General features: G+C 67.5%; 37 protein-coding genes. 3 read left to right on the forward strand and 34 right to left on the reverse strand.

Features of this window, described 5'->3' with window-relative positions; translation table 11 throughout:
* The first annotated feature begins 184 nt into the window (after nucleotides 1-184).
* The gene (gene coaA / locus DBP14_RS12870) at nucleotides 185-1,153 is read left to right on the forward strand and encodes a type I pantothenate kinase (RefSeq protein WP_164992322.1); all 969 of its coding nucleotides are present in this window, start codon (nucleotides 185-187) and stop codon (nucleotides 1,151-1,153) included.
* 21 nt (nucleotides 1,154-1,174) lie between these two features.
* Nucleotides 1,175-2,104 carry a DUF389 domain-containing protein gene (locus DBP14_RS12875; RefSeq protein WP_129307378.1) on the forward strand — a complete coding sequence of 310 codons (930 nt, stop codon included), beginning with the start codon at nucleotides 1,175-1,177 and terminating at the stop codon, nucleotides 2,102-2,104.
* Nucleotides 2,105-2,186: 82 nt separating this feature from the next.
* Here the strand turns inward: DBP14_RS12875 and glmM are convergent, their stop codons facing one another.
* From glmM to rplM, 3 genes are all read right to left on the reverse strand, one after another.
* The gene (gene glmM / locus DBP14_RS12880; protein ID WP_129307379.1) at nucleotides 2,187-3,545 is read right to left on the reverse strand and encodes a phosphoglucosamine mutase; all 1,359 of its coding nucleotides are present in this window, start codon (nucleotides 3,543-3,545) and stop codon (nucleotides 2,187-2,189) included.
* 154 nt (nucleotides 3,546-3,699) lie between these two features.
* Complete coding sequence (gene rpsI, locus DBP14_RS12885) at nucleotides 3,700-4,212, reverse strand: 30S ribosomal protein S9 (RefSeq protein WP_129307380.1); 513 nt, start codon at nucleotides 4,210-4,212, stop codon at nucleotides 3,700-3,702.
* Between the two features lie 42 nt (nucleotides 4,213-4,254).
* Complete coding sequence (gene rplM, locus DBP14_RS12890; RefSeq protein WP_031041507.1) at nucleotides 4,255-4,698, reverse strand: 50S ribosomal protein L13; 444 nt, start codon at nucleotides 4,696-4,698, stop codon at nucleotides 4,255-4,257.
* Between the two features lie 343 nt (nucleotides 4,699-5,041).
* On the opposite strand from rplM, the gene DBP14_RS12895 reads away from it, so the two are divergent.
* Entirely contained in the window at nucleotides 5,042-5,920 is an 879-nt protein-coding gene (locus tag DBP14_RS12895; protein ID WP_129307381.1) for a hypothetical protein, read from the forward strand.
* A gap of 13 nt (nucleotides 5,921-5,933) precedes the next feature.
* On the opposite strand, the gene truA is transcribed toward DBP14_RS12895, so the two are convergent.
* The 31 genes from truA to rpsJ form a co-directional block, all read right to left on the reverse strand.
* Nucleotides 5,934-6,788 (reverse strand): tRNA pseudouridine(38-40) synthase TruA, encoded by an 855-nt coding sequence (gene truA, locus DBP14_RS12900; protein WP_129307382.1) that lies wholly within the window; start codon nucleotides 6,786-6,788, stop codon nucleotides 5,934-5,936.
* A 74-nt stretch (nucleotides 6,789-6,862) separates the two neighbouring features.
* A complete protein-coding gene (gene rplQ, locus DBP14_RS12905; protein ID WP_129307383.1) occupies nucleotides 6,863-7,348 on the reverse strand; it encodes a 50S ribosomal protein L17 in 486 nt (161 codons plus the stop codon).
* A gap of 192 nt (nucleotides 7,349-7,540) precedes the next feature.
* Nucleotides 7,541-8,563, reverse strand: coding sequence for a DNA-directed RNA polymerase subunit alpha (locus DBP14_RS12910; protein WP_003966937.1), 1,023 nt, complete (start codon nucleotides 8,561-8,563; stop codon nucleotides 7,541-7,543).
* 127 nt (nucleotides 8,564-8,690) lie between these two features.
* Nucleotides 8,691-9,095, reverse strand: a complete 405-nt coding sequence (rpsK, locus tag DBP14_RS12915; protein ID WP_003956432.1) for a 30S ribosomal protein S11 — start codon at nucleotides 9,093-9,095, stop codon at nucleotides 8,691-8,693.
* Between the two features lie 65 nt (nucleotides 9,096-9,160).
* Nucleotides 9,161-9,541, reverse strand: coding sequence for a 30S ribosomal protein S13 (rpsM, locus tag DBP14_RS12920; protein ID WP_071364953.1), 381 nt, complete (start codon nucleotides 9,539-9,541; stop codon nucleotides 9,161-9,163).
* A gap of 212 nt (nucleotides 9,542-9,753) precedes the next feature.
* Nucleotides 9,754-9,867 carry a 50S ribosomal protein L36 gene (rpmJ, locus tag DBP14_RS12925; protein ID WP_003998809.1) on the reverse strand — a complete coding sequence of 38 codons (114 nt, stop codon included), beginning with the start codon at nucleotides 9,865-9,867 and terminating at the stop codon, nucleotides 9,754-9,756.
* Between the two features lie 59 nt (nucleotides 9,868-9,926).
* Nucleotides 9,927-10,148, reverse strand: coding sequence for a translation initiation factor IF-1 (gene infA, locus DBP14_RS12930; protein ID WP_003948620.1), 222 nt, complete (start codon nucleotides 10,146-10,148; stop codon nucleotides 9,927-9,929).
* A gap of 237 nt (nucleotides 10,149-10,385) precedes the next feature.
* On the reverse strand, nucleotides 10,386-11,225 hold the full coding sequence (map, locus tag DBP14_RS12935; protein ID WP_129307384.1) for a type I methionyl aminopeptidase: 840 nt from the start codon (nucleotides 11,223-11,225) through the stop codon (nucleotides 10,386-10,388).
* A gap of 99 nt (nucleotides 11,226-11,324) precedes the next feature.
* Complete coding sequence (locus DBP14_RS12940; protein ID WP_129307385.1) at nucleotides 11,325-11,990, reverse strand: adenylate kinase; 666 nt, start codon at nucleotides 11,988-11,990, stop codon at nucleotides 11,325-11,327.
* Nucleotides 11,990-13,303, reverse strand: a complete 1,314-nt coding sequence (gene secY / locus DBP14_RS12945; RefSeq protein WP_129307386.1) for a preprotein translocase subunit SecY — start codon at nucleotides 13,301-13,303, stop codon at nucleotides 11,990-11,992. The genes DBP14_RS12940 and secY overlap by 1 nt, the downstream gene beginning before the upstream one ends.
* A 202-nt stretch (nucleotides 13,304-13,505) precedes the next feature.
* Nucleotides 13,506-13,961, reverse strand: coding sequence for a 50S ribosomal protein L15 (gene rplO / locus DBP14_RS12950; RefSeq protein ID WP_030745257.1), 456 nt, complete (start codon nucleotides 13,959-13,961; stop codon nucleotides 13,506-13,508).
* Between the two features lie 2 nt (nucleotides 13,962-13,963).
* On the reverse strand, nucleotides 13,964-14,146 hold the full coding sequence (gene rpmD, locus DBP14_RS12955) for a 50S ribosomal protein L30 (RefSeq protein WP_129307387.1): 183 nt from the start codon (nucleotides 14,144-14,146) through the stop codon (nucleotides 13,964-13,966).
* Between the two features lie 2 nt (nucleotides 14,147-14,148).
* Nucleotides 14,149-14,751, reverse strand: coding sequence for a 30S ribosomal protein S5 (rpsE, locus tag DBP14_RS12960; RefSeq protein WP_129307388.1), 603 nt, complete (start codon nucleotides 14,749-14,751; stop codon nucleotides 14,149-14,151).
* A 37-nt stretch (nucleotides 14,752-14,788) separates the two neighbouring features.
* Nucleotides 14,789-15,172 (reverse strand): 50S ribosomal protein L18, encoded by a 384-nt coding sequence (gene rplR / locus DBP14_RS12965; protein WP_067045323.1) that lies wholly within the window; start codon nucleotides 15,170-15,172, stop codon nucleotides 14,789-14,791.
* Nucleotides 15,173-15,175: 3 nt separating this feature from the next.
* Nucleotides 15,176-15,715, reverse strand: coding sequence for a 50S ribosomal protein L6 (rplF, locus tag DBP14_RS12970; RefSeq protein ID WP_129307389.1), 540 nt, complete (start codon nucleotides 15,713-15,715; stop codon nucleotides 15,176-15,178).
* A gap of 24 nt (nucleotides 15,716-15,739) precedes the next feature.
* The gene (gene rpsH, locus DBP14_RS12975; RefSeq protein ID WP_007384075.1) at nucleotides 15,740-16,138 is read right to left on the reverse strand and encodes a 30S ribosomal protein S8; all 399 of its coding nucleotides are present in this window, start codon (nucleotides 16,136-16,138) and stop codon (nucleotides 15,740-15,742) included.
* A gap of 239 nt (nucleotides 16,139-16,377) precedes the next feature.
* Nucleotides 16,378-16,563 carry a type Z 30S ribosomal protein S14 gene (locus tag DBP14_RS12985; protein WP_003948630.1) on the reverse strand — a complete coding sequence of 62 codons (186 nt, stop codon included), beginning with the start codon at nucleotides 16,561-16,563 and terminating at the stop codon, nucleotides 16,378-16,380.
* 5 nt (nucleotides 16,564-16,568) lie between these two features.
* Nucleotides 16,569-17,126 (reverse strand): 50S ribosomal protein L5, encoded by a 558-nt coding sequence (rplE, locus tag DBP14_RS12990; RefSeq protein WP_129307391.1) that lies wholly within the window; start codon nucleotides 17,124-17,126, stop codon nucleotides 16,569-16,571.
* Nucleotides 17,126-17,449, reverse strand: coding sequence for a 50S ribosomal protein L24 (rplX, locus tag DBP14_RS12995; RefSeq protein WP_129307392.1), 324 nt, complete (start codon nucleotides 17,447-17,449; stop codon nucleotides 17,126-17,128). Before rplX ends, rplE begins: the two co-directional genes overlap by 1 nt.
* A 2-nt stretch (nucleotides 17,450-17,451) precedes the next feature.
* On the reverse strand, nucleotides 17,452-17,820 hold the full coding sequence (rplN, locus tag DBP14_RS13000; protein ID WP_003998823.1) for a 50S ribosomal protein L14: 369 nt from the start codon (nucleotides 17,818-17,820) through the stop codon (nucleotides 17,452-17,454).
* Between the two features lie 99 nt (nucleotides 17,821-17,919).
* The gene (rpsQ, locus tag DBP14_RS13005; protein ID WP_039656223.1) at nucleotides 17,920-18,204 is read right to left on the reverse strand and encodes a 30S ribosomal protein S17; all 285 of its coding nucleotides are present in this window, start codon (nucleotides 18,202-18,204) and stop codon (nucleotides 17,920-17,922) included.
* Nucleotides 18,204-18,428 (reverse strand): 50S ribosomal protein L29, encoded by a 225-nt coding sequence (rpmC, locus tag DBP14_RS13010; RefSeq protein WP_007494763.1) that lies wholly within the window; start codon nucleotides 18,426-18,428, stop codon nucleotides 18,204-18,206. The genes rpsQ and rpmC overlap by 1 nt, the downstream gene beginning before the upstream one ends.
* Nucleotides 18,428-18,847 carry a 50S ribosomal protein L16 gene (rplP, locus tag DBP14_RS13015; protein WP_073901439.1) on the reverse strand — a complete coding sequence of 140 codons (420 nt, stop codon included), beginning with the start codon at nucleotides 18,845-18,847 and terminating at the stop codon, nucleotides 18,428-18,430. Before rplP ends, rpmC begins: the two co-directional genes overlap by 1 nt.
* Before the next feature lie 5 nt (nucleotides 18,848-18,852).
* Nucleotides 18,853-19,683 (reverse strand): 30S ribosomal protein S3, encoded by an 831-nt coding sequence (gene rpsC / locus DBP14_RS13020; RefSeq protein WP_129307393.1) that lies wholly within the window; start codon nucleotides 19,681-19,683, stop codon nucleotides 18,853-18,855.
* Nucleotides 19,683-20,030, reverse strand: coding sequence for a 50S ribosomal protein L22 (gene rplV, locus DBP14_RS13025; protein ID WP_003974262.1), 348 nt, complete (start codon nucleotides 20,028-20,030; stop codon nucleotides 19,683-19,685). The genes rpsC and rplV overlap by 1 nt, the downstream gene beginning before the upstream one ends.
* A 43-nt stretch (nucleotides 20,031-20,073) precedes the next feature.
* Nucleotides 20,074-20,355: a 30S ribosomal protein S19 gene (gene rpsS, locus DBP14_RS13030; RefSeq protein ID WP_007384069.1), complete on the reverse strand. Its 282-nt coding sequence runs from the start codon at nucleotides 20,353-20,355 to the stop codon at nucleotides 20,074-20,076.
* A gap of 12 nt (nucleotides 20,356-20,367) precedes the next feature.
* Nucleotides 20,368-21,204, reverse strand: a complete 837-nt coding sequence (gene rplB, locus DBP14_RS13035) for a 50S ribosomal protein L2 (RefSeq protein WP_129307394.1) — start codon at nucleotides 21,202-21,204, stop codon at nucleotides 20,368-20,370.
* A 38-nt stretch (nucleotides 21,205-21,242) separates the two neighbouring features.
* Nucleotides 21,243-21,662 (reverse strand): 50S ribosomal protein L23, encoded by a 420-nt coding sequence (rplW, locus tag DBP14_RS13040; protein ID WP_020941673.1) that lies wholly within the window; start codon nucleotides 21,660-21,662, stop codon nucleotides 21,243-21,245.
* Nucleotides 21,662-22,312 carry a 50S ribosomal protein L4 gene (gene rplD, locus DBP14_RS13045; protein WP_129307395.1) on the reverse strand — a complete coding sequence of 217 codons (651 nt, stop codon included), beginning with the start codon at nucleotides 22,310-22,312 and terminating at the stop codon, nucleotides 21,662-21,664. The genes rplW and rplD overlap by 1 nt, the downstream gene beginning before the upstream one ends.
* Before the next feature lie 8 nt (nucleotides 22,313-22,320).
* Nucleotides 22,321-22,965 (reverse strand): 50S ribosomal protein L3, encoded by a 645-nt coding sequence (gene rplC, locus DBP14_RS13050; protein ID WP_129307396.1) that lies wholly within the window; start codon nucleotides 22,963-22,965, stop codon nucleotides 22,321-22,323.
* A gap of 16 nt (nucleotides 22,966-22,981) precedes the next feature.
* Nucleotides 22,982-23,290 carry a 30S ribosomal protein S10 gene (rpsJ, locus tag DBP14_RS13055; RefSeq protein WP_003948644.1) on the reverse strand — a complete coding sequence of 103 codons (309 nt, stop codon included), beginning with the start codon at nucleotides 23,288-23,290 and terminating at the stop codon, nucleotides 22,982-22,984.
* Nucleotides 23,291-23,395 lie beyond the last annotated feature (105 nt).

Consider the following 23,395-nt stretch of genomic DNA (forward strand, 5'->3'; position numbering starts at 1 on the left):
GCAGCCTACGGTCCACGCACCGCCGGAAACGGGCGAAGCGTGCCCGGATTCGGAAATTCTTACCGCCTCTTCGCCACCCCTGCTCCCCCCTTTCCTCACCCCACCCGGCCCAGCGTGACCGAGCCCACCCGCCACGCGGTGCGAACTCCGTTAACAATGGACTGTGATCTCTCCGGTCCCCTCGATGCCCCGGAGCGCCCACCGGTCCCGGCCGGAGGCGACTCCCTACGTCGACCTCACCCGCGCCGAGTGGAGCGCGCTGCGTGACAAGACGCCCCTGCCGCTCACCGCCGAGGAGGTCGAGAGGCTGCGCGGACTCGGTGACGTCATCGACCTCGACGAGGTGCGGGACATCTACCTCCCGCTGTCCCGGCTGCTCAACCTGTACGTCGGCGCCACCGACGGCCTGCGCGGCGCGCTCAACACCTTCCTCGGCGAGCAGGGCACCCAGTCCGGCACCCCGTTCGTCATAGGAGTGGCCGGCTCCGTCGCCGTAGGGAAGTCGACGGTGGCCCGCCTGCTCCAGGCCCTGCTCTCCCGCTGGCCCGAGCACCCGCGCGTGGAGCGCGTGACGACCGACGGCTTCCTGCTGCCCACCCGGGAACTCCAGGCGCGCGGACTGATGTCCAGGAAGGGCTTCCCCGAGTCCTACGACCGCCGGGCGCTGACCCGGTTCGTCGCCGACATCAAGGCCGGCAAGGCCGAGGTCACCGCCCCCGTCTACTCCCACCTGCGCTACGACATCGACCCCGACCAGCGGCTCACCGTCCGCCGCCCGGACATCCTGATCGTCGAGGGCCTCAACGTCCTGCAGCCCGCCCTGCCCGGCCAGGACGGCCGCACCCGGGTCGGCCTCGCGGACTACTTCGACTTCAGCGTGTACGTCGACGCGAGCGCCGACGACGTCGAGCGCTGGTACCTCAACCGCTTCAAGAAGCTGCGCCGGACCGCCTTCCAGGACCCGTCGTCGTACTTCAGGAAGTGGACCCAGGTCTCCGAGGAGGAGGCCCTGGACTACGCGCGCACCCAGTGGCGGACGATCAACAAGCCCAACCTGGTGGAGAACATCACCCCCACCCGGGGCCGCGCCACCCTCGTCGTACGCAAGGGCCCGGACCACAAGGTCCAGCGCCTCAGGCTCCGCAAGCTCTAGGGGCCCTGCTAGAAACTCCCCATGCTGCATCTGCGCCTGATCGCCCCATCCGACCGCACGGACGACGTGGTCCGCCTGATCGAGAAGACCGTCGGCACCACCCACCTGGTGGTGCTGCCGGGCGCCGCCCGCGACCCGGCCGGGGACGTCGTGATGTGCGACGTGGCGCGCGAGGCCGGCGACGAACTCATCGCCGGCCTACGGCACCTGGGGCTGGACGAGACCGGCTCGATCTCCGTGGAGGACATCGACCTCTCCCTGTCCCGCCGCGCCGACAAGGCCGAGGCGGAGGCACCGGGCGAGGGCGCGGACGCGGTGCTGTGGGAACAGCTTGCCGACGCGACCGACGAGGAGTCGACGCTCAGCGTCACCTACGTCGCGTTTCTGGCCGTGGCGACCATGCTCGCCGCCTGCGGTGTGATGCTCGACAACGCGATTCTGATCGTCGGCGCGATGGCCGTAGGGCCCGAGTTCGGGCCGCTGGCGGGGATCTCCACGGCTCTGGTGCGGCGTGCACCGCAGCGCGTGTGGCGCTCACTGTGGGCGCTGCTTGCCGGTTTCGCCGCCGCGATGGTGCTGACGGCTGGCTTCAGTTGGCTGCTGGACGCCCTGGGCCTGTTCGAGAGGTCCATGGTGGAGGCGGCCCGGCCGAACACCGCGTTCATCTGGAAACCGGACGCGATGTCCTTCGTCGTGGCGTTCCTGGCGGGCATCGCCGGCACCCTGTCCCTCACGTCCGCCAAGTCGGGTGCCCTGATCGGCGTGGCCATCTCCGTGACGACCGTCCCCGCGGCCGCGAACGCCGCCGTAGCCCTCAGCTACGGCGACTACTCGCAAACGTGGGGCTCGACCTGGCAACTCCTCGCCAACCTGGGCGGCATCGTCCTGGCGGGAACGCTGACGCTCCTCACCCAGAAACTGTTCTGGCAACGGCAACGACAACGCGCCTAAGGGGCGCGGGGAACTGCGCGAGAAACCACGACGGCGCCGCACCCGGCAACGCACAGTCCCCGGCACCGAGGAGGCCCGGCGCCTAGCCCAGCGCAGACTTGACGGCGTCAGCCAACCGCCCCGCCACAGACCGAGCCTGCTCGATATCGGCCGCCTCCACCATCACCCGCACCAACGGCTCGGTCCCGGAGGGCCGCAACAGCACCCGCCCGGTGGCCCCGAGCTCCCGCTCGGCCTCGGAAACCGCCGCAGCGAGATCCGCGGACGTCCGCACGCGCGACTTGTCCACGTCCGGAACATTGATCAGCACCTGCGGCAGCCGCTCCATCACCGCCGCCAGCTCCCGCAGCGGCTTCCCGGTCTCCGCGACCCGCGCCGCCAGCAGCAGCCCGGTCAGCGTGCCGTCGCCGGTCGTCGCGTGGTCCAGCACGATCACGTGCCCGGACTGCTCGCCGCCGAGGGCGTAGCCGTGCTCCTTCATCTCCTCCAGCACGTACCGGTCGCCGACGGCGGTCTGCACGAGCTGGATCCCGGCCCGCTCCATGGCGAGCTTGAAGCCCAGGTTGGACATGACGGTCGCGACGACGGTGTCGGCCCGCAGCACGGAGCGCTCCCGCATCGCCAGCGCGAGCACGGCGAGGATCTGGTCGCCGTCGACCTCCGCGCCGGTGTGGTCCACGGCCAGGCAGCGGTCGGCGTCGCCGTCGTGCGCGATGCCGAGGTCGGCGCCGTGCTCGACGACGGCGGCCTTGAGCTTGCCCAGGTGGGTGGAGCCGCAGCCGTCGTTGATGTTGAGGCCGTCCGGCTCCGCGCCGATGGTGACGATCTCGGCGCCGGCCCGGGTGAACGCCTCCGGCGAGACCCCCGAGGCCGCGCCGTGCGCTTCGTCCAGGACGATCTTCACGCCGTCCAGCCGGTTGGGGAGGACGCCGAGCAGATGGTCGACGTAGCTCGCGAAGCCCTCGTCGTACGACCGCACGCGCCCGACGCCGGCTCCGGTGGGCCGCTCCCAGGGCTCGCCGTGCCGGTGGGACTCGTACACGGCCTCGATACGGTCCTCCAGCTCGTCGGCGAGTTTGTGGCCGCCGCGGGCGAAGAACTTGATGCCGTTGTCCGGCATGGCGTTGTGGCTGGCGGACAGCATCACGCCGAGGTCGGCGCCGAGCGCGCCGGTGAGGTGGGCCACCGCCGGGGTCGGCAGGACACCGACCCGCAGGACGTCCACGCCCGCGCTCGCCAGCCCGGCGACCATGGCGGCCTCCAGGAACTCCCCGGACGCGCGCGGGTCCCGGCCGACCACGGCCTTCGGCCGGTGGCCCGCGAAGGTGCCCGCCTCGGCCAGCACGTGCGCCGCAGCGACGGAGAGGCCGAGCGCCATCTCGGCCGTCAGGTCCGCGTTCGCGACGCCGCGCACGCCGTCCGTGCCGAAGAGTCGTCCCACTTGTCCTCCTGCAAAGCTGAATGTCACGCAAGCTGAATGTCACGCAAGACTTTGAGTGCCTTGTGTCGTTATACGCCCTGAGCCGGGATAAACGAACGCCCCGGCGGCACACAGGGCGTGCCGCCGGGGCGTTCGGAGTACGAGCAGGCGAGCCTTAGCGCTTGCTGTACTGCGGGGCCTTGCGGGCCTTCTTCAGACCGGCCTTCTTGCGCTCGACCGCACGGTCGTCGCGCTTGAGGAAGCCGGCCTTCTTCAGCGGGCCGCGGTTGTTGTCGACGTCGGCCTCGTTCAGCGCGCGGGCGACACCGAGACGGAGCGCACCGGCCTGACCCGAGACACCGCCACCGGCGATGCGGGCGACGACGTCGTAACGGCCTTCGAGCTCCAGCACCTTGAAGGGCTCGTTGACTTCCTGCTGGTGCACCTTGTTGGGGAAGTAGTCCTCAAGGGTGCGGCCGTTGATCTTCCACTTGCCGGAGCCCGGGATGATCCGGACGCGGGCGATGGCGTTCTTGCGGCGGCCCAGGCCGGCGGCCGGCTGCGGCTCGCCGAAGTGGGAGGCCATGGACTCCGAGGTGTACTCGCCCTCGACGGGGACCTCGGACTCGGTGGTGTAGCTGTCGATGTCAAGCTCTTCGAGCGGCTGCTCGGCAGTGGTCTCGGCCACGATGCTCCTCAGATTCTCTTCAGTCTTAGGGGGTGGCCGGACTTACTGCGCGACCTGGGTGATCTCGAACGGCTGCGGCTGCTGCGCGCCGTGCGGGTGCTGGTCACCCTTGTAGACCTTCAGCTTCGAGAGCATCTGACGGCCCAGGGAGTTCTTCGGGAGCATGCCCTTGACGGCCTTCTCGATTGCTTTCTCCGGGTTCTTGTCCAGCAGCTCGTCGTAGCGGACGGAGCGCAGACCGCCCGGGTAGCCGGAGTGGCGGTACGCCATCTTCTGGGTCCGCTTGTTGCCGGAGAGGTGCACCTTGTCGGCGTTGATGATGATGACGAAGTCACCGGTGTCGACGTGGGGCGCGTAGATCGGCTTGTGCTTGCCGCGGAGAATGGAGGCCGTGGTGGAGGCCAGACGACCCAGGACGACGTCCTGAGCGTCGATGACGTGCCACTGGCGCGTCACATCGCCGGGCTTGGGGCTGTACGTACGCACGGTTCGTAGCCTTCGCTTCGAGTGAATGGTCCTGAACAGGTCACCGAAACGATCACGACAGCCTTGACCGCACCGCGGTGACGCATACCGCGTGCTGGTCGCTGGTCATCGGCCCGGTGGACCGGTGTAAGGGCCCGTCCCGTGAGAATGAGCAAGCCAATACACAACGAAGCAGTAGGCTACCGGGCCGCCCCCGGACGGGTCAAAACGAGCCCCTCCGACATGTCCCCCGCATGTCACCGCCGTGCCCCCGGGAAGCCCGTCGACGCCCCACCGCCGGACAAAGGCGGCATGCCGCCGGACGCGCACCAGCACCCCGCGCCCCCCGTCTAAGATGCGCCCCATGAGTTACGGGCAGGGGGGACCCCAGTCTCAGTGGGATCCCTGGAAACCGAATTCCCAGCAGCAGCCGTGGAACAGCGGCGGCGACGACGGAACTCCGGACTGGGCCGCCCTCGCGGAGGCCTCGGAGACCCGGAACAAGCGCCGCAAGTGGCTGTTCATCGGCGGCGGCGCGCTGGCCACGATCGCGATCGGCACCGCCGTCGCGATGGCCGTCGTGTCCGCGAACGGCGACGACACCGCCTCCGGCCGGCCCACCAACCTGCCCCCCAGCGCCGCCCTGCCCAGCGGCACGGCCTCGGCGCCGTCCTTCGCGCCCACCAGCGCCCCGCCCCCACTGGATCCGAAGGACTTCATATCCAGTGTGAAGAAGGACACCGCGCCGCTCGGCCCCACCACCCTCTTCCCCGGCACCCAGCTGACCATGAACAGCACGGTGTACAAGAAGGGCGCCACGGCCGACACCAAGAACTGCGCCTCCGCCGCCAACGCCACCCTGCCGAAGGTTCTCACCGCCAACGGCTGTACCCGCCTGATCCGCGCCACGTACACCAAGGGCGACGTCGCGGTCACCGTCGGTGTCGCCGTCTTCGACACCGAGGCACAGGCGGCGAAGGCGAAGGCCCAGACCGACGACAAGAGCATCGTGCGCTCCCTGGCCGGCAAGGGCGTCAAGACGTTCTGCGACGGCGCCATCTGCCGCTCGACCCGCAACACCGTCGGCCGCTACGCCTACTTCACGATCGCCGGCTTCACAGGCGGGCACAACGTCACCAAGAAGGACACCAAGGTGTTCTCGGCGGGCGACGACCTCCAGGAGTTCACCTTCCGCCAGATCTGGCGCCGCGGCCAGGCCCAGGCGTCGGCGGCGAGCCAGTAGCGCGCTCTCCCTCTCAGCAGCACCCCGCCGACGGCAGCGAGCGCTTGTTCCGGGCCTCCTTGTTCCGGGCCGCCAGCAGTTCGTCGGCGGGGTAGCCGACCTCCTCCAGGGTCAGCCCGTGCGGTCGTACGACATGCACGGCCGAGTCCCGGACCCCCGCGGCCAGCACCTTTCCGGGCCACTCCGGTCCCCTGTGCCCGTCGCCCACGAACAGCAGCGCGCCGATGAGCGAGCGCACCATGTTGTGACAGAACGCGTCGGCACGCACCGTCGCGGTGACGATCCCGTCCTCGCCCCGCACCAGGCTCAGCTCCTGCAGCGTCCGGATGGTCGTCGCGCCCTCGCGCTTCTTGCAGTACGCGGCGAAGTCGTGCTCCCCGAGCAGCGCCCGCGCGGCCTCGTTCATGGCGTCGACGTCCAGCGGCCAGTCGTGCCACAGGACGTGGTTGCGCAGGATGGGGTCGACACCACCGGGGTTGTCGGTGACCCGGTACGCGTACCGGCGCCACACGGCGGAGAACCGCGCGTTGAACCCGCTCGGCGCCGGCCCGAGGGCCCACACCCGCACATCCCTCGGCAACCGCCCGGCCAGCCGCTTGAGCAGCTTCTGGTTGTGCTCCCGCCACACCGCCTCGGGCAGGTCGACGTGCGCCACCTGGCCCCGCGCGTGCACCCCGGCGTCCGTCCGCCCGGCCACGGTCAGCTCATACGTCTCCCGCGACCGCGTCACCGTCCGCAGGGCGTCCTCGATCTCCCCCTGCACGGTCCGCTTCCCCCCGGCCTGCTTGGCCCAGCCATGGAAGTCACTACCGTCGTACGACACATCGAGTCGAACCCGAACCCACCCGGGCGCTGCTTCATCACTCACGCGTGAATCCTCTCAGGTACAGCGAAGCGGGCCCGCTCCCCTTTCAGGGAACGGGCCCGCTTCCAGGAAGCGCCTTACGCGTCCTTGGACTCCTCGGCCGGAGCCTCGGTCGCCTCGGTCGACTCGACCTTGGCCTCCTCGGCCTCCTTGACCGCACGCTTGGTGGCGGCCTCGGCCTCACCCGTCGCCTGCTGGGCGACCGTCAGCGCCTCGACCAGCTCGATGACGGCCATGGGCGCGTTGTCGCCACGGCGGTTACCGATCTTGGTGATGCGGGTGTAGCCACCGGGACGGTTCTCGTAGCGCGGGCCGATCTCGGTGAAGAGCGTGTGGACGACGCTCTTGTCCGTGATCACCTGGAGCACCTGACGGCGGTTGTGAAGGTCGCCCTTCTTCGCCTTGGTGACCAGACGCTCGGCGTACGGACGCAAGCGGCGCGCCTTCGCCTCGGTGGTGGTGATACGGCCGTGCTCGAAGAGGCTCTTCGCGAGGTTCGCGAGGAGCAGCTTCTCGTGCGCGGCACTGCCGCCCAGACGGGCACCCTTGGTGGGCTTCGGCATGGTGATTCTCCTAGGTGTCTGCCCCGGCCGTATCAGGTACCGAGGTCAGTATCCGAGCAGGCGGTCGCCCGTCGGAGATCCGGGGCGCCCTTTCAAGCGCCCCGGAGGATCCGCGCCCCAAAGGGGCGCGGGGAACTGCGCGACCAGCCACAGCGGGCCCGCAGCCACAGAACCGGCCTCCTCGCGGAGCGCTCAGTACTGCTCGGTCTCGACGAACCCGGCGTCCGCGTCGTCGTCCGCGCCGAAGGCGTCCGCCGCGGCGGTCGGGTCGAACCCGGGAGGCGAGTCCTTCAGCGCCAGGCCCATACCCGCCAGCTTCGCCTTGACCTCGTCGATGGACTTCGCACCGAAGTTGCGGATGTCCAGCAGGTCGGCCTCGCTGCGCGCGACCAGCTCACCCACGGAGTGGATGCCCTCACGCTTGAGGCAGTTGTACGACCGAACGGTGAGCTCCAGCTCCTCGATCGGCAGCGCCAGGTCGGCGGCCAGGGCGGCGTCCGTGGGGGACGGGCCCATGTCGATGCCCTCGGCGTCGATGTTCAGCTCGCGGGCGAGACCGAACAGCTCAACCAGGGTCTTGCCGGCGGAAGCCATGGCGTCACGCGGACGCATCGCCTGCTTGGTCTCGACGTCGACGATCAGCTTGTCGAAGTCGGTGCGCTGCTCGACACGCGTGGCCTCGACCTTGTACGTGACCTTGAGGACCGGCGAGTAGATCGAGTCGACCGGGATACGGCCGATCTCCTGGCCGACCTGCTTGTTCTGCACGGCGGAGACGTAGCCGCGACCGCGCTCGACGGTCAGCTCCATCTCCAGCTTGCCCTTGCCGTTGAGCGTGGCGAGGACGAGGTCGGGGTTGTGCACCTCGACACCGGCCGGGGGCGCGATGTCCGCGGCGGTGACCAGACCCGGGCCCTGCTTGCGCAGGTACATCACGACCGGCTCGTCGTGCTCCGAGGAGACGACCAGCTGCTTGATGTTGAGGATCAGGTCGGTGACGTCCTCCTTGACGCCCGGCACGGTGGTGAACTCGTGCAGGACACCGTCGATGCGGATGGACGTGACCGCCGCACCCGGGATCGAGGAGAGGAGCGTACGGCGCAGGGAGTTGCCGAGGGTGTAGCCGAAGCCCGGCTCCAGCGGCTCGATCACGAACCGGGAGCGGAACTCGTCGACGACCTCTTCGGTCAACGAGGGACGCTGAGCGATCAGCATGTGTGGATCAGATCCTTCAGTCAGGGGCGCCCGCTATTTGACGCCCGACTCTGTACTGCAAGGGTACGGGCGGTACGACCCGTTCATGCAGTCGTACCGCCCGGAAAGCCCTGAAACAGCCGGTGCCTCAGACGCGACGGCGCTTCGGCGGGCGGCAGCCGTTGTGCGGGGTCGGGGTGACGTCCTGGATGGAGCCGACCTCGAGACCGGTCGCCTGGAGCGAACGGATCGCGGTCTCACGACCGGAACCCGGGCCCTTCACGAACACGTCGACCTTGCGCATGCCGTGCTCCTGGGCGCGGCGGGCGGCCGACTCGGCGGCCATCTGCGCGGCGAACGGCGTGGACTTCCGGGAGCCCTTGAAGCCGACGTGGCCGGCGGAGGCCCAGGAGATCACGTTGCCCGACGGGTCCGTGATGGAGACGATCGTGTTGTTGAACGTGCTCTTGATGTGCGCGTGGCCGTGAGCGACGTTCTTCTTTTCCTTGCGGCGCACCTTCTTGGCAGCGCCCTGACGACCCTTGGGGGGCATCCTTTAACTCCTACGGGAGGTGGTCGGTCCTACAGCGAAGACCGTGGACAGAGGTCCGCTGCGGACTACTTCTTGCCCGGCTTCTTCTTGCCGGCGATGGCGCGACGCGGGCCCTTGCGGGTACGAGCGTTGGTGCTGGTGCGCTGACCGCGGACGGGCAGACCGCGACGGTGACGGAGACCCTGGTAGCAGCCGATCTCGACCTTGCGGCGGATGTCGGCCTGGATCTCGCGACGGAGGTCACCCTCGGTCTTGATGTTGTTGTCGACGTACTCGCGGATCGCGACGAGCTGCTCCTCGGAGAGGTCGCGAACGCGGGTGTTCGGGTCGACGCCGGTCGCTGCCAGCGTCGCCTGCGAGAGGGTCCGGCCGATGCCGAACACGTAGGTGAGGGCGACCTCCACACGCTTTTCGCGCGGGATGTCAACACCGGAAACGCGTGCCATTCAATGGCTCCTGGTGATCTTCGGAGGTCTTCCACAGAACCGGCTCCCGGCCGCCGGCCTCTCCTTTTCGAAGAGTTGGTACGGCCCGGGTCCCCGGCCTCCGAGCCGGGGGTGTCTGGCGATCACTCGCCAGGGTTCTGCGTATGAACATATTCAGCTCGCGTCGCGCGAATCTCTGCGATAGAGGTGCAGAGGGTGCGGTCGGTCGTGCGTCAGCCCTGGCGCTGCTTGTGGCGCGGGTTCTCGCAGATGACCATGACCCGACCGTGACGGCGGATCACCCTGCACTTGTCGCAGATCTTCTTGACGCTCGGCTTGACCTTCATTGGTGAGGTTCTCCGGGTCAGTGCCATCGCTCCGGCGGATGCCGGGGCGCGGGCAAGATCTACTTGTAGCGGTAGACGATCCGGCCACGCGTCAGGTCGTACGGAGACAGCTCCACCACGACCCGGTCGTCAGGGAGGATGCGGATGTAGTGCATGCGCATCTTGCCGCTGATGTGTGCCAGGACCTGGTGGCCGTTCTGGAGCTCGACCTTGAACATGGCGTTCGGCAGAGACTCGACGACAGTGCCCTCGATCTCGATGGCACCTTGCTTCTTGGCCACGCTTCGCCCTTCGAATCGACTACCTTGATCGACTCTCGGGCGTTCCCTCTTTCCCCTTGACGGGGAGCATGCGGACATGCGGGTGCACGAGAGCCGACGAGTCAGTCTACGTCAGCGCACCCGGAAACACGAATCGAGGGATTCTGCCCTGCGGCGGAGATCCCTAAGCACACCGCCGGCGCATGGGGACGGATCTTGCGGTCGCGTGTGGCTGGTCGCGCAGTTCCCCGCGCCCCTTCAGGGCGCCAGCGGATCCGGAGCGGCCGTGATGCCCATCTCCGCCAGCTTCGCCTTGCCGCCGTCGGGAGCCGTGAGCACCAGGGGACCCTCCGGCGTCAGCGCGACCGAGTGCTCCCAGTGGGAGGACCAGGTGCCGTCGGTGGTGATGACCGTCCACTCGTCCGACAGGACTTCCGTGCGCGGGGTGCCGAGGGAGACCATCGGCTCGATCGCGAGGCAGAAGCCGGGGACCAGCTTGGGACCCTTGCCGCGGCGGCGGTCGACGTAGTTCAGCAGATGCGGGTCCATGTGCATCTCGGTGCCGATGCCGTGGCCGCCGTAGTCCTCGATGATCCCGTACTTGCCGCCGCCCGGCTTCGGCTGGCGGCGGATGTACGTCTCGACGGCGCGGGAGATGTCGACCAGGCGGTTGCCCTGCTTCATGGCCGCGATGCCGGCCCACATCGACTCCTCGGTCACCCGCGACAGCTCGACCAGCTCCGGAGCGTGACCGGAGCCCACGAAGGCCGTGTAAGCGGCGTCGCCGTGCCAGCCGTCGATGACCGCGCCGCAGTCGATGGAGATGATGTCGCCGTCCTTGAGGACGACCTCGTCGGACGGGATGCCGTGGACGACGACCTCGTTCACGGAGGTGCAGATGGTGGCGGGGAAGCCGCCGTAACCGAGGAAGTTCGGCTTGGCGCCGTGCTCGTCGAGGACCTTGCGGGCGACCTGGTCCAGGTCCTTGGTGCTGGCGCCGGGCACCGCCGCCTCCCGGGTGGCCGCGTGGATCGCGGCGACGACCAGCCCCGCCCTGCGCATCGTGGCGATCTGCTCGGGGCTCTTGATCTGCACCATGGGGGGCCTGCGCTCTCCGTCACTCAGGTCGGCTGGGTTACCTACACAACACTACGGCCGCGGCGCCCCGGAGGGCACCGCGGCCGGAAGGACCGCGATCTACTTGTTCTCGGCCTTCTCGCGCTTGAGCGCCTCCAGCGCCCGCTGCGTGATCTCGTCCACCGGGCCGAGGGAGGAGATCGTCACGACCAGGCCCTGCGACTTGTAGTAGTCGATGATCGGCTCGGTCTGCGTGTGGTAGACCTCCAGCCGCGTGCGGACCGTGTCCTCGGAGTCGTCGTCGCGCTGGTACAGCTCGCCGCCGCAGACGTCGCAGACGCCGTTCTTCTTCGGCGGGCTGTACGTCACGTGGAAGACGTGGGAGGAGTCGTTGCGGCAGATGCGCCGGCCGGCGATCCGCTTGACGACCTCGTCCTCCGGGACCTCCAGGTCCAGCACCGCGTCGACCTTGATGCCCTCGGTCTCCAGCAGCGCGTCCAGCGCCTCGGCCTGCTTCACGTTGCGCGGGAAGCCGTCGAGGAGGAAGCCGCCCTCGGCGTCCGGCTGCTCCATGCGGTCCTTGGCCATGGCGATGGTCACCTCGTCCGGGACGAGGTTGCCGGCGTCCATGTAGGACTTCGCGAGCTTGCCCAGCTCGGTCTGCCGGCTGATGTTGGCCCGGAACAGGTCGCCCGTGGAGATGTGCGGGATGGCCAGCTGCTCAGCGAGGCGGACGGCTTGCGTTCCCTTACCGGCACCCGGCGGCCCGACGAGGACGATACGCATCAGCGGAGGAACCCTTCGTAATTGCGCTGCTGGAGCTGGCTCTCGATCTGCTTCACGGTCTCGAGGCCGACACCCACGATGATGAGGATGCTGGTCCCGCCGAACGGGAAGTTCTGGTTCGCGTTGAAGCCCACCAACGCCATTGTCGGCACGAGAGCGATCACACCCAGATACAGCGAACCCGGCCAGGTGATCCGGTTGAGCACGTAGCTCAGGTACTCAGCGGTCGGTCGGCCAGCCCGGATGCCCGGGATGAAGCCACCATACTTCTTCATGTTGTCGGCGACTTCTTCGGGGTTGAAGGAGATCGCCACGTAGAAGAACGTGAAGAACACGATGAGCAAGAAGTACGTAACGATGTAAACCGGGTGATCGCCCTTGGTCAGGTTCGTCGTGACCCATTGCTTCCAGCCCGAATTACCGCCCGCGAACTGCGCCACCAATGCCGGGATGTAGAGCAGCGACGAGGCGAAGATGACCGGAATCACACCGGCCTGGTTCACCTTGAGCGGGATGTACGTGGACGTACCGCCGTAGGAACGGCGACCGATCATGCGCTTCGCGTACTGCACCGGAACGCGGCGCTGGGCCTGCTCGACGAAGACGACCAGCCCGACCATGACCAGGCCGACGATGATGACCGTGCCGAACTCGATCCAGCCGCCGGCCAGCGTGCCCTGCTTCTTGATCGCCCACAGCGCGGACGGGAACGTCGCCGCGATCGAGATGAACATCAGGATCGACATGCCGTTGCCGATGCCCCGGTCGGTGACCAGCTCACCGAGCCACATGACCACACACGTACCGGCGGTCATGCAGACCACCATGGTGATCGTGGTGAAGATCGACTGGTTCGGGACGATGCTGGGGGCGGCCGAGCAGCCGTTGAACAGCGCACCGCTGCGAGCCGTGGCCACCAGGCCGGTGCCCTGCAGGATGGCGAGCGCCACCGTCAGGTACCGCGTGTACTGCGTGATCTTCGTCGTACCCGCCTGGCCCTCCTTCTTGAGGGCTTCCAGGCGCGGGATGACCACGGTCAGCAGCTGCAGGATGATGCTCGCCGTGATGTACGGCATGATGCCGAGCGCGAACACCGTGATCTGGAGCAACGCGCCGCCGCTGAACATGTTGACGAGGCCGAAGAGACCGGTGTTGGCCCCCGCCTCGTTGACACACGTCTGGACGGCCTTGTAGTTGACGCCGGGGATCGGAATGTGGGTACCGAGCCGGTAGACCACGATGATGAACAGCGTGAAGAGCAGCTTCTTGCGCAGGTCGGGCGTCCTGAACGCCCGGGCGAAGCCGGTAAGCACGGTGCCTCCTGCGACCCCCGCGCACGTGCGTCAAGGGTGACGGTCTTGAGGTTCGACGAATGACGACGGACGAAATACGAAACAGAACAGTGCAGGCCACCTTACCGGCGACACTGCCCCCCTAGGAACGACCAACCGGGGATACCTCATTGTGAGGTATCCCCGGTCGGGTTCGTTTACGTCATCGAGGCGTCCGAGGGACTCAGACGAGCTCGGTGACCGTGCCGCCGGCGGCGGTGATCTTCTCCTTGGCGGAGCCGGAGACGGCGTCGACCGTCACCTGCAGCGCCACGGAGACCTCGCCCTGGCCGAGGACCTTGACGAGGCTGTTCTTGCGAACGGCACCCTTGGCCACGAGGCCCTCGACAGTGACCTCGCCACCCTCGGGGTACAGCGCGGCCAGCTTGTCGAGGTTCACGACCTGGTACTCGGTCTTGAACGGGTTCTTGAAGCCCTTCAGCTTCGGGAGACGCATGTGGAGCGGCATCTGGCCACCCTCGAAGCGCTCCGGAACCTGGTAACGGGCCTTCGTGCCCTTGGTACCACGACCGGCCGTCTTACCCTTCGACGCCTCACCACGACCGACGCGGGTCTTGGCGGTCTTGGCGCCCGGGGCGGGACGGAGGTTGTGGATCTTGAGCGGGTTCTGCTCCGCCATGATCAGTCGACCTCCTCGACCGTCACGAGGTGACGGACATGGCGCACCATGCCGCGGAACTCGGGGCGGTCCTCCTTGACGACCTGCGTGTTGATCCCCTTGAGACCAAGGGAACGCAGGGTGTCACGGTGGTTCTGCTTGCTGCCGATGTAGGACTTGACCTGCGTGATCTTGAGCTGCGCCATGATTACGCACCCGCCCCGGCACGCGCACGCAGCAGAGCCGCGGGAGCGACGTCCTCCAGCGGCAGACCGCGGCGGGCCGCGACCTCCTCCGGACGCTGCAGGCCCTTGAGGGCCGCCACGGTGGCGTGCACGATGTTGATCGCGTTGTCGGAGCCGAGCGACTTCGACAGGATGTCGTGGATACCGGCGCACTCAAGCACGGCACGCACCGGACCACCGGCGATAACACCGGTACCGGGCGACGCGGGCTTGAGCAGTACGACGCCGGCAGCCTTCTCACCCTGGATCGGGTGCGGGATGGTGCCCTGGATACGGGGGACCTTGAAGAAGTGCTTCTTGGCCTCCTCAACACCCTTGGCGATGGCGGCCGGCACCTCCTTGGCCTTGCCGTAACCGACACCCACGGTGCCGTCACCGTCGCCCACCACGACCAGCGCGGTGAAGCTGAAGCGACGACCACCCTTCACAACCTTGGCGACGCGGTTGATCGCGACAACGCGCTCAACGTACGCGGTCTTCTCGGCGGCAGCGCCGCCGTCACGGCCCTTCCGGTCCCGCCGCTCGCCGCCACCGGCACCGCCACCGCGGCGCTGGGGTCCAGCCATTGGATTTACCTCTTTCTTTTCCGCTAGCTACGGCGGCTCAGAACCTGAGCCCGGCTTCGCGGGCGGCGTCCGCCAGGGCGGCGATGCGCCCGGCGTACTGGTTGCCACCACGGTCGAACACGACAGCCTCGACACCGGCGGCCTTGGCACGCTCGGCGACCAGGGCGCCGACCTGCTTGGCCTGCGCGGACTTGTCGCCCTCGCCACCGCGGATCGAGCTGTCCAGCGTGGACGCCGAAGCCAGGGTGTGGCCCTTCAGGTCGTCGATCACCTGCGCCACGATGTGGCGGTTGGAGCGGGTCACGACCAGACGGGGACGCTCGGCAGTACCGGAAAGGTTCTTGCGGATCCGGATGTGACGGCGCTTGATCGCGGCGCGCTTGTAGGCGTCGCCCTTGAGGATCTTCTGCCCGTATGCCATGGCTTACTTACCCGCCTTTCCGACCTTGCGGCGGATGACTTCGCCCTCGTACTTGACGCCCTTGGCCTTGTACGGGTCAGGCTTGCGCAGCTTGCGGATGTTGGCCGCAACCTCGCCGACCTTCTGCTTGTCGATGCCCTCGACCGAGAACCGGGTGGGGGCCTCCACCTTGAAGGTGATGCCCTCGGGGGCCTCGACGGTGATCGGGTGGCTGTAACCGAGCGCGAACTCGAGGTTCGAGCCCTTCGCGGTCACGCGGTAACCGACACCGCTGATCTCGAGCTTCTTCACGTAACCCTGGGTCACGCCGGTGATCATGTTCGCCACCAGCGTGCGGGACAGGCCGTGCAGGGCCTTGCTCTGACGCTCGTCGTTGGGGCGCGTCACCGAGAGGGTGCCGTCCTCGCCCTTGGCGATGTCGATCGGCGCCACGACGGTGTGGGTCAGTTCGCCCTTGGGGCCCTTGACCTTGACCGTACGGCCGTCGATGGTGACGTCCACGCCGGCGGGAACCGTGATGGGGAGCTTGCCAATACGCGACATAGCTGTTTCCTCCGTTCCCTTCCGCTACCAGACGTAGGCGAGGACTTCCCCACCCACGCCCTTCTTGCCGGCCTGCTTGTCGGTGAGGAGCCCGTGCGACGTGGAGATGATCGCCACGCCCAGGCCGCCGAGCACCTTCGGCAGGTTGGTGGACTTCGCGTACACCCGGAGACCGGGCTTGGAGATCCGCTTGATGCCCGCGATGGAGCGCTCACGGTTGGGGCCGAACTTCAGCTCCAGGACGAGGTTCTTGCCGACCTCGGCGTCCTCGACCTTCCAGCCCGTGATGAAGCCCTCCTGCTGGAGGATCTCCGCGATGTGAGACTTGATCTTCGACGCCGGCATCGTCACGGAGTCGTGGTATGCCGAGTTCGCGTTGCGCAGACGCGTAAGCATGTCTGCGATCGGATCAGTCATGGTCATGAATTGGCCTTCGGCCTCTCTCGCCGGGGTTTCCTGGTGCGCCATCCCTCTCCCCGATCCGAGACGGGGCGGGTGCGGCGCGGTGGACCTACGGCGTAGTAAGCAAACATTTGCAGGCACTGCCTGCGGGCGTACGGGCGACTGTCAGGCGCCCAACCCTCCAAGCCTAAGCCATGGAGGGGAGGGCGCCTGACACGCCCAGTGCTTACCGAGAGCCCTGGAATCCCTTGTTGGGGGGACTACCAGGAGCTCTTGGTCACGCCCGGCAGCTCGCCACGGTGAGCCATCTCACGAAGGCACACGCGGCACAGGCCGAACTTACGGTAGACGGAGTGCGGGCGGCCGCAGCGCTGGCAGCGGGTGTAGCCACGCACACCGAACTTGGGCTTGCGAGCAGCCTTAGCGATCAGAGCCTTCTTCGCCATCTCGCTCACGCCTCCTTGAACGGGAAGCCGAGGTGACGAAGGAGCGCGCGGCCCTCAGCGTCGTTGGTCGCCGTGGTGACCACGGTGATGTCCATACCCCGGACACGGTCGATCTTGTCCTGGTCGATCTCGTGGAACATGACCTGCTCCGTGAGACCGAAGGTGTAGTTGCCACGGCCGTCGAACTGCTTGGGGGACAGACCGCGGAAGTCGCGGATGCGCGGGAGCGCGAGCGACAGGGTGCGGTCCAGGAACTCCCACATGCGGTCGCCACGAAGCGTGACGTGGGCACCGATCGGCTGGCCCTCACGCAGCTTGAACTGCGCGATGGACTTGCGGGCCTTGGTGACGGCCGGCTTCTGACCGGTGATCGTGGTGAGGTCGCGGATGGCGCCCTCGATCAGCTTGGAGTCGCGGGCGGCGTCGCCCACACCCATGTTGACCACGATCTTGACGAGGCCGGGAACCTGCATGACGTTCTCGTACTTGAACTCGTCACGCAGCTTGCCCGCGATCTCCTCGCGGTACTTCTGCTTCAGACGCGGGCTGGTGGTGGTCGTCATCAGATGTCCTCACCCGTCCGCTTGGCAACGCGGATCTTGTTGCCCTCGTCGTCGAAGCGGTAACCGACACGCGTGACGACCTTGTTGCCGTCCTTCTCAACGACCAGCTGGACGTTGGAGACGTGGACGGGCGCCTCGGTCGTGACGATGCCGCCGGCCTGGGAACCGCTGGCGGTCGGGCCGGCCTTGGTGTGCTTCTTGACCCGGTTGACACCCTCGACCAGGACACGGTCCTCGCGGGGGTAGGCCGCGATGACCTTGCCCTGCTTGCCCTTGTCCTTACCGGTGATGACCTGGACCAGGTCGCCCTTCTTGATCTTCATGCTTACAGCACCTCCGGCGCGAGCGAGATGATCTTCATGAACTTCTTCTCGCGCAGCTCACGGCCGACCGGGCCGAAGATACGGGTGCCGCGAGGGTCGCCGTCGTTCTTCAGAATGACGGCGGCGTTCTCGTCGAAGCGGATGTACGAGCCGTCCGGACGGCGGCGCTCCTTGACGGTGCGAACGATGACCGCCTTGACGACGTCACCCTTCTTCACGTTGCCACCGGGGATCGCGTCCTTGACGGTGGCGACGATGACGTCACCGATGCCCGCGTAGCGGCGACCGGAGCCACCGAGTACACGGATGCAAAGGATCTCCTTCGCACCAGTGTTGTCGGCGACGCGAAGTCGCGACTCCTGCTGGATCACGTCTATCTCCTGTTTGTCTGCCGGTTCCCGGCAGGGGCCTCACGGATGAGAGCCCCTGCCGAGCCTGGCGGAACTGTCCTGCGGGGATGCCCGCAGGAATTACTTGGCCTTCTCGAGGATCTCGACGACGCGCCAGCGCTTCGTCGCGGACAGCGGCCGGGTCTCCATGAGGAGGACGCGGTCGCCGACACCGGCGGCGTTCTGCTCGTCGTGCGCCTTGAGCTTGTTGGTACGGCGGATGACCTTGCCGTACAGCGCGTGCTTGACGCGGTCCTCGACGGCGACGACGACGGTCTTGTCCATCTTGTCGCTGACGACAAGGCCCTCACGGGTCTTGCGGAAACCGCGGGCTTCCTTGTTCTCAGTCACGTTGCTCTCGCTCATCAGGCGTTCTCCACCGTCTCGATGCCGAGCTCACGCTCACGCATGAGGGTGTAGATCCGGGCGATGTCCTTGCGGACCGCCTTGAGACGGCCATGGTTCTCGAGCTGGCCCGTCGCCGCCTGGAAGCGGAGGTTGAACAGCTCTTCCTTGGCCTCGCGGAGCTTCGCCAGAAGCTCCTCGTTGCCCAGCTCGCGCAGCTCGGACGCCTTGGTACCGGCCGACATCACGCTTCACCTGCCTCGCGCTTGACGATCCGGCACTTCATCGGCAGCTTGTGGGCCGCACGAAGGAGCGCCTCACGGGCGATCTTCTCGTTGGGGTACGACAGCTCGAACATCACACGTCCGGGCTTGACGTTGGCGATCCACCACTCCGGCGAACCCTTACCGGAACCCATGCGGGTCTCGGCGGGCTTCTTGGTGAGCGGACGGTCCGGGTAGATGTTGATCCAGACCTTGCCGCCACGCTTGATGTGGCGGGTCATCGCGATACGAGCCGCCTCGATCTGGCGGTTCGTCACGTAGGCCGGGGTCAGCGCCTGGATGCCGTACTCGCCGAACGCAACCTGCGTGCCACCCTTGGACATACCGCTGCGCTTCGGGTGGTGCTGCTTGCGGTGCTTGACCCTACGGGGGATCAGCATGACGGTCAGGCCTCCGTTCCGGTGCTCTCAGCCGGCGCAGACGCGGGGGCCGCCGAGGACTCTGCCTTGGGGGCCTCGGCGCCGGCAGCCTGCTGCGGCTTGCGACCGCGCCGCTCGCCACCGCGGCCACCACGGGCCGGGCGGTCGGAGCCACCGCGGGCCGGGCGGTTACCCGCGCGGGCAGCGGCGTTCTCGGCGCGGACCTCGGCGATGTTCTTGACGTCGCCCTTGTAGATCCAGACCTTCACGCCGATGCGGCCGAAGGTCGTCTTGGCCTCGAAGAAGCCGTAGTCCACGTTCGCGCGGAGCGTGTGCAGGGGCACGCGGCCCTCGCGGTAGAACTCCGAGCGGGACATCTCGGCGCCACCGAGACGGCCACCGCACTGGATCTTGATGCCCTTGGCGCCGGCCTTCATCGTGCCCTGCATGCTCTTGCGCATGGCGCGACGGAAGGAGACGCGGGAGGACAGCTGCTCGGCGACGGCCTGGGCCACCAGCTGAGCGTCCGTCTCCGGGCTCTTGACCTCGAGGATGTTCAGCTGGACCTGCTTGCCGGTCAGCTTCTCCAGGTCACCGCGGATGCGGTCGGCCTCGGCGCCGCGGCGGCCGATGACGATGCCCGGACGCGCGGTGTGGATGTCGACGCGGACGCGGTCACGGGTGCGCTCGATCTCCACCTTGGAGATGCCGGCGCGCTCCATGCCGGACGTCATCATCCGGCGGATGGCGACGTCTTCCTTGACGTAGTCCTTGTACAGCTTGTCGGCGTACCAACGCGACTTGAAGTCGGTGGTGACACCGAGCCGGAACCCGTGCGGGTTTACCTTCTGGCCCATTACCGGGTTCCTTCCTTGCTGCTGACGACCACGGTGATGTGGCTGGTCCGCTTGCGGATCCGGTAGGCACGGCCCTGGGCGCGCGGCCGGAACCGCTTCAGGGTCGGGCCCTCGTCGACGTAGGCCTCGGAAATGAAGAGGCTGTCGGCGTCGGTGTGGTCGTAGTTGTGCGCGGCGTTGGCGATGGCGCTGTCGAGCACCTTGCCGACCGGCACGGAGGCTGCCTGCGGAGCGAATCGCAGAACAGCCTGGGCCTCCGTGGCGTCCATGCCACGGATGAGGTCCACCACGCGGCGGGCCTTCATGGGCGTGACGCGGATGTACCGCGCCTGGGCCCTGGCTTCCATGGTTGTCCCTTCAGTTACTTACGTGTCTGAATGCGATCCGCTGTTAGCGGCGCTTCGACTTCCGGTCGTCCTTGACGTGGCCCCGGAAGGTGCGGGTCGGCGAGAACTCGCCGAGCTTGTGGCCGACCATCGACTCGGTGACGAACACCGGGATGTGGGTCTTGCCGTTGTGCACCGCGATCGTGTGACCGAGCATGGCCGGGACGATCATCGAGCGGCGGGACCAGGTCTTGATGACGTTCTTGGAACCGGCTTCGTTCTGCGCGTCCACCTTCTTGATCAGGTGGTCGTCGACGAAGGGCCCCTTCTTCAGGCTACGAGGCATCTCAACCCGTCCTTAGCGCTTCTTGTTCGTCTTGCGGCGGCGGACGATGTACTTGTTCGACGCCTTCTTGGGCGAACGAGTACGGCCTTCCTTCTTGCCCCACGGGGACACGGGGTGACGACCACCGGAGGTCCGGCCCTCACCACCACCGTGCGGGTGGTCCACCGGGTTCATGACGACACCACGGACGGTCGGGCGAACGCCCAGCCACCGCTTGCGGCCCGCCTTGCCCCAGTTGATGTTGCTCTGCTCGGCGTTGCCGACCTCACCGATGGTGGCGCGGCAGCGCTGGTCGACGAGACGGATCTCGCCGGACGGCATGCGGAGGTGGGCCATCGAGCCCTCCTTCGCGAGCAGCTGCACGGACGCACCGGCGGAGCGGGCGAACTTGGCACCGCCACCGGGACGGAGCTCGATCGCGTGGATCGTGGTACCGACCGGGATGTTGCGGATGGCCAGGTTGTTGCCGGGCTTGATGTCGGCCCCGGGACCGTTCTCGACGCGGTCACCCTGCTGCAGGTTGCGCGGGGCGAGGATGTAGCGCTTCTCGCCGTCGGCGTAGTGCAGCAGCGCGATGCGCGCGGTGCGGTTGGGGTCGTACTCGATGTGCGCGACCTTCGCCGGCACGCCGTCCTTGTCGTGACGACGGAAGTCGATCACGCGGTAGGCGCGCTTGTGGCCGCCACCCTGGTGGCGGACGGTCACACGACCGGTGTTGTTACGGCCGCCCTTGCTGTGCAGGGGGCGGACCAGCGACTTCTCCGGCGTGGACCGCGTGACCTCGACGAAGTCGGCGACGCTGGCGCCACGACGGCCCGGCGTAGTCGGCTTGTACTTGCGGATTCCCATTTCTCAGTCCTCGTCCGATATCGGACGATCCGACCCGCTTACGCGGTCGGACCGCCGAAGATGTCGATACGGTCGCCCTCGGCAAGGGTCACGATCGCGCGCTTGGTGGCGGCACGCTGACCGAAACCGGTCTTCGTACGCTTGCGCTTGCCCTGGCGGTTGATCGTGTTGACCCCGGTGACCTTGACCTCGAAGACCGCCTGGACGGCCTGCTTGATCTGGGTCTTGTTGGCGCCCGGGGCGACGACGAACGTGTACTTGTTCTCGTCGAGGAGCGCGTAGCTCTTCTCCGAGACGACCGGCTTGAGCAGCACGTCACGGGGGTCCGTGAAGGACTTGCTCAGCGGGGTCTCGACGGTGTTCTTGCCCTCGGCGGCGTGGCGGCGCGCCTTGGCGACGCGCGCGGCCTTGGCGGCCTTCGCAGCCTTGGAGGCGATGCTCGGGTGACGCGTAGCCATCAGGCCTCGCTCCCTTCGGTGTCAGTGGCCTTCGGGCCGGACACGAAGGACTCGAAAGCGGCCTGGGTGAAGACCACGTCGTCCGAGACGAGAACGTCGTACGTGTTCAGCTGGCCCGGCTCCAGGATGTGGACCTGGGGCAGGTTGCGGGCGGACAGCCACGCGGCCTCGTCGGAGCGCTCGATGACCAGGAGCAGGTTCTTGCGCTCCGAGATCTTGCCGAACAGGCTCTTGGCGGCCTTGGTGGAGATGTCGCCGTCGACCACGCCGGAGACGACGTGGATGCGGCTGTGGCGCGCCCGGTCGGTGAGGGCACCGCGCAGGGCGGCGGCCTTCATCTTCTTCGGGGTCCGCTGCGAGTAGTCACGCGGCTGCGGGCCGTGGACGACGCCACCGCCGGCGAACTGCGGCGCACGGGTCGAACCCTGGCGGGCGCGGCCGGTGCCCTTCTGGCGGTACGGCTTGCGGCCACCACCGCGGACCTCGCCACGCGTCTTGGTCTTGTGGGTGCCCTGGCGGGCGGCGGCCAGCTGCGCGACGACGACCTGGTGGATCAGCGGGATGCTGACCTTGGCGTCGAAGATCTCCGCGGGGAGCTCGACGGTACCGGCCTTCTCGCCGGCAGGCGAAAGGATGTCAACAGTGCTCATCGGTTACCTCAGGCCCCCTTGGCCGCGGTGCGGACCAGGACGAGGCCGCCGTTCGGACCGGGAACCGCGCCCTTGATGAGCAGCAGACCCTTCTCCGCGTCAACGGCGTGGACGGTCAGGTTCTGGGTGGTGACCCGCTCGTTGCCCATGCGACCCGCCATGCGGAGGCCCTTGAACACGCGGCCCGGGGTGGCGCAGCCACCGATGGAACCGGGCGAGCGGTGCTTGCGCTGGGTGCCGTGTCCGGCGCCGAGGCCCTTGAAGTTGTGACGCTTCATGACACCGGCGAAGCCCTTGCCCTTGCTCTTGCCGGTCACGTCGACCTTCACGCCGGCCTCGAACACCTCAGCGGTGATCTCCTGGCCGAGCGTGTACTCGGAGGCGTCCGCGGTGCGGATCTCGACGAGGTGGCGACGGGGGGTGACGTCGGCCTTGGCGAAGTGGCCCTTGAGGGGCTTGTTCACCTTGCGCGGGTCGATCTCGCCGAAGGCGATCTGAACGGACTCGTAGCCGTCCACGTCGTTCGTGCGGACCTGGGTGACGACATTGGGGCCGGCCTTGACGACGGTGACCGGAACAACGCGGTTGTTCTCGTCCCACACCTGCGTCATGCCGAGCTTCTCGCCCAGGATGCCCTTGATCTGCTTAGCCATTCTCAGCCCACCAGCCTCAGAGCTTGATCTCGATGTCGACACCGGCCGGGAGGTCGAGTCGCATCAGAGAGTCAACGGTCTTGGGGGTCGGGTCGAGAATGTCGATCAGGCGCTTGTGCGTGCGCATCTCGAAGTGCTCGCGCGAGTCCTTGTACTTGTGCGGCGACTTGATGACGCAGTACACGTTCTTCTCAGTGGGCAGCGGCACCGGGCCCGCGACCGACGCACCAGTGCGGGTCACCGTCTCGACGATCTTCTTCGCCGAGGAGTCGATGACCTCGTGGTCGTAGGCCTTGAGCCGGATGCGGATCTTCTGTCCCGCCATGGCTACTCAGTAGTCCTGTCTCTTCTTACGCTCCGGAACCCGGCGGATTCCTGCTGCTGCCTTCGTTTTCTCCGACCCACGCGGTCGGGCGTGTCGCGCTCCCGC

Origin of the sequence: Streptomyces sp. L2 (assembly GCF_004124325.1) — a bacterium.
Taxonomy (GTDB): Bacteria; Actinomycetota; Actinomycetes; order Streptomycetales; family Streptomycetaceae; genus Streptomyces.

Excerpts from the sequence above, each read along its gene's own strand:
- rplX (WP_129307392.1), bottom strand. The coding sequence starts at position 17,449 with ATGAAGATCAAGAAGGGCGACCTGGTCCAGGTCATCACCGGTAAGGAC.
- rpmC (WP_007494763.1), bottom strand. The coding sequence starts at position 18,428 with ATGTCGGCCGGTACCAAGGCGTCCGAGCTGCGCGAGCTGGGCAACGAG.
- DBP14_RS12940 (WP_129307385.1), bottom strand. The coding sequence starts at position 11,990 with ATGCGTATCGTCCTCGTCGGGCCGCCGGGTGCCGGTAAGGGAACGCAA.
- DBP14_RS12910 (WP_003966937.1), bottom strand. The coding sequence starts at position 8,563 with ATGCTGATCGCTCAGCGTCCCTCGTTGACCGAAGAGGTCGTCGACGAG.
- rplB (WP_129307394.1), bottom strand. The coding sequence starts at position 21,204 with ATGGGAATCCGCAAGTACAAGCCGACTACGCCGGGCCGTCGTGGCGCC.
- rpmJ (WP_003998809.1), bottom strand. The coding sequence starts at position 9,867 with ATGAAGGTCAAGCCGAGCGTCAAGAAGATCTGCGACAAGTGCAGGGTG.
- DBP14_RS12895 (WP_129307381.1), top strand. The coding sequence starts at position 5,042 with ATGAGTTACGGGCAGGGGGGACCCCAGTCTCAGTGGGATCCCTGGAAA.
- rplF (WP_129307389.1), bottom strand. The coding sequence starts at position 15,715 with ATGTCGCGTATTGGCAAGCTCCCCATCACGGTTCCCGCCGGCGTGGAC.
- rplC (WP_129307396.1), bottom strand. The coding sequence starts at position 22,965 with ATGGCTAAGCAGATCAAGGGCATCCTGGGCGAGAAGCTCGGCATGACG.
- rplR (WP_067045323.1), bottom strand. The coding sequence starts at position 15,172 with ATGGCATACGGGCAGAAGATCCTCAAGGGCGACGCCTACAAGCGCGCC.
- DBP14_RS12875 (WP_129307378.1), top strand. The coding sequence starts at position 1,175 with ATGCTGCATCTGCGCCTGATCGCCCCATCCGACCGCACGGACGACGTG.
- rplV (WP_003974262.1), bottom strand. The coding sequence starts at position 20,030 with ATGGAAGCCAGGGCCCAGGCGCGGTACATCCGCGTCACGCCCATGAAG.
- rpsQ (WP_039656223.1), bottom strand. The coding sequence starts at position 18,204 with ATGAGCGAGAGCAACGTGACTGAGAACAAGGAAGCCCGCGGTTTCCGC.
- rplO (WP_030745257.1), bottom strand. The coding sequence starts at position 13,961 with ATGGCGGAGCAGAACCCGCTCAAGATCCACAACCTCCGTCCCGCCCCG.
- rpsK (WP_003956432.1), bottom strand. The coding sequence starts at position 9,095 with ATGCCCCCCAAGGGTCGTCAGGGCGCTGCCAAGAAGGTGCGCCGCAAG.
- DBP14_RS12985 (WP_003948630.1), bottom strand. The coding sequence starts at position 16,563 with ATGGCGAAGAAGGCTCTGATCGCTAAGGCTGCTCGCAAGCCCAAGTTC.
- rplD (WP_129307395.1), bottom strand. The coding sequence starts at position 22,312 with ATGAGCACTGTTGACATCCTTTCGCCTGCCGGCGAGAAGGCCGGTACC.
- rpsS (WP_007384069.1), bottom strand. The coding sequence starts at position 20,355 with ATGCCTCGTAGCCTGAAGAAGGGGCCCTTCGTCGACGACCACCTGATC.
- rpsC (WP_129307393.1), bottom strand. The coding sequence starts at position 19,683 with ATGGGCCAGAAGGTAAACCCGCACGGGTTCCGGCTCGGTGTCACCACC.
- rpmD (WP_129307387.1), bottom strand. The coding sequence starts at position 14,146 with ATGGCGCAGCTCAAGATCACGCAGGTCAAGTCCTACATCGGCAGCAAG.
- coaA (WP_164992322.1), top strand. The coding sequence starts at position 185 with ATGCCCCGGAGCGCCCACCGGTCCCGGCCGGAGGCGACTCCCTACGTC.
- rpsE (WP_129307388.1), bottom strand. The coding sequence starts at position 14,751 with ATGGCTGGACCCCAGCGCCGCGGTGGCGGTGCCGGTGGCGGCGAGCGG.
- map (WP_129307384.1), bottom strand. The coding sequence starts at position 11,225 with ATGGTGCAGATCAAGAGCCCCGAGCAGATCGCCACGATGCGCAGGGCG.
- rplW (WP_020941673.1), bottom strand. The coding sequence starts at position 21,662 with ATGGCTACGCGTCACCCGAGCATCGCCTCCAAGGCTGCGAAGGCCGCC.
- rplQ (WP_129307383.1), bottom strand. The coding sequence starts at position 7,348 with ATGCCGAAGCCCACCAAGGGTGCCCGTCTGGGCGGCAGTGCCGCGCAC.
- rpsJ (WP_003948644.1), bottom strand. The coding sequence starts at position 23,290 with ATGGCGGGACAGAAGATCCGCATCCGGCTCAAGGCCTACGACCACGAG.
- rpsH (WP_007384075.1), bottom strand. The coding sequence starts at position 16,138 with ATGACCATGACTGATCCGATCGCAGACATGCTTACGCGTCTGCGCAAC.
- rplP (WP_073901439.1), bottom strand. The coding sequence starts at position 18,847 with ATGCTGATCCCCCGTAGGGTCAAGCACCGCAAGCAGCACCACCCGAAG.
- rplE (WP_129307391.1), bottom strand. The coding sequence starts at position 17,126 with ATGACGACCACCACCAGCCCGCGTCTGAAGCAGAAGTACCGCGAGGAG.
- rpsM (WP_071364953.1), bottom strand. The coding sequence starts at position 9,541 with ATGGCACGCGTTTCCGGTGTTGACATCCCGCGCGAAAAGCGTGTGGAG.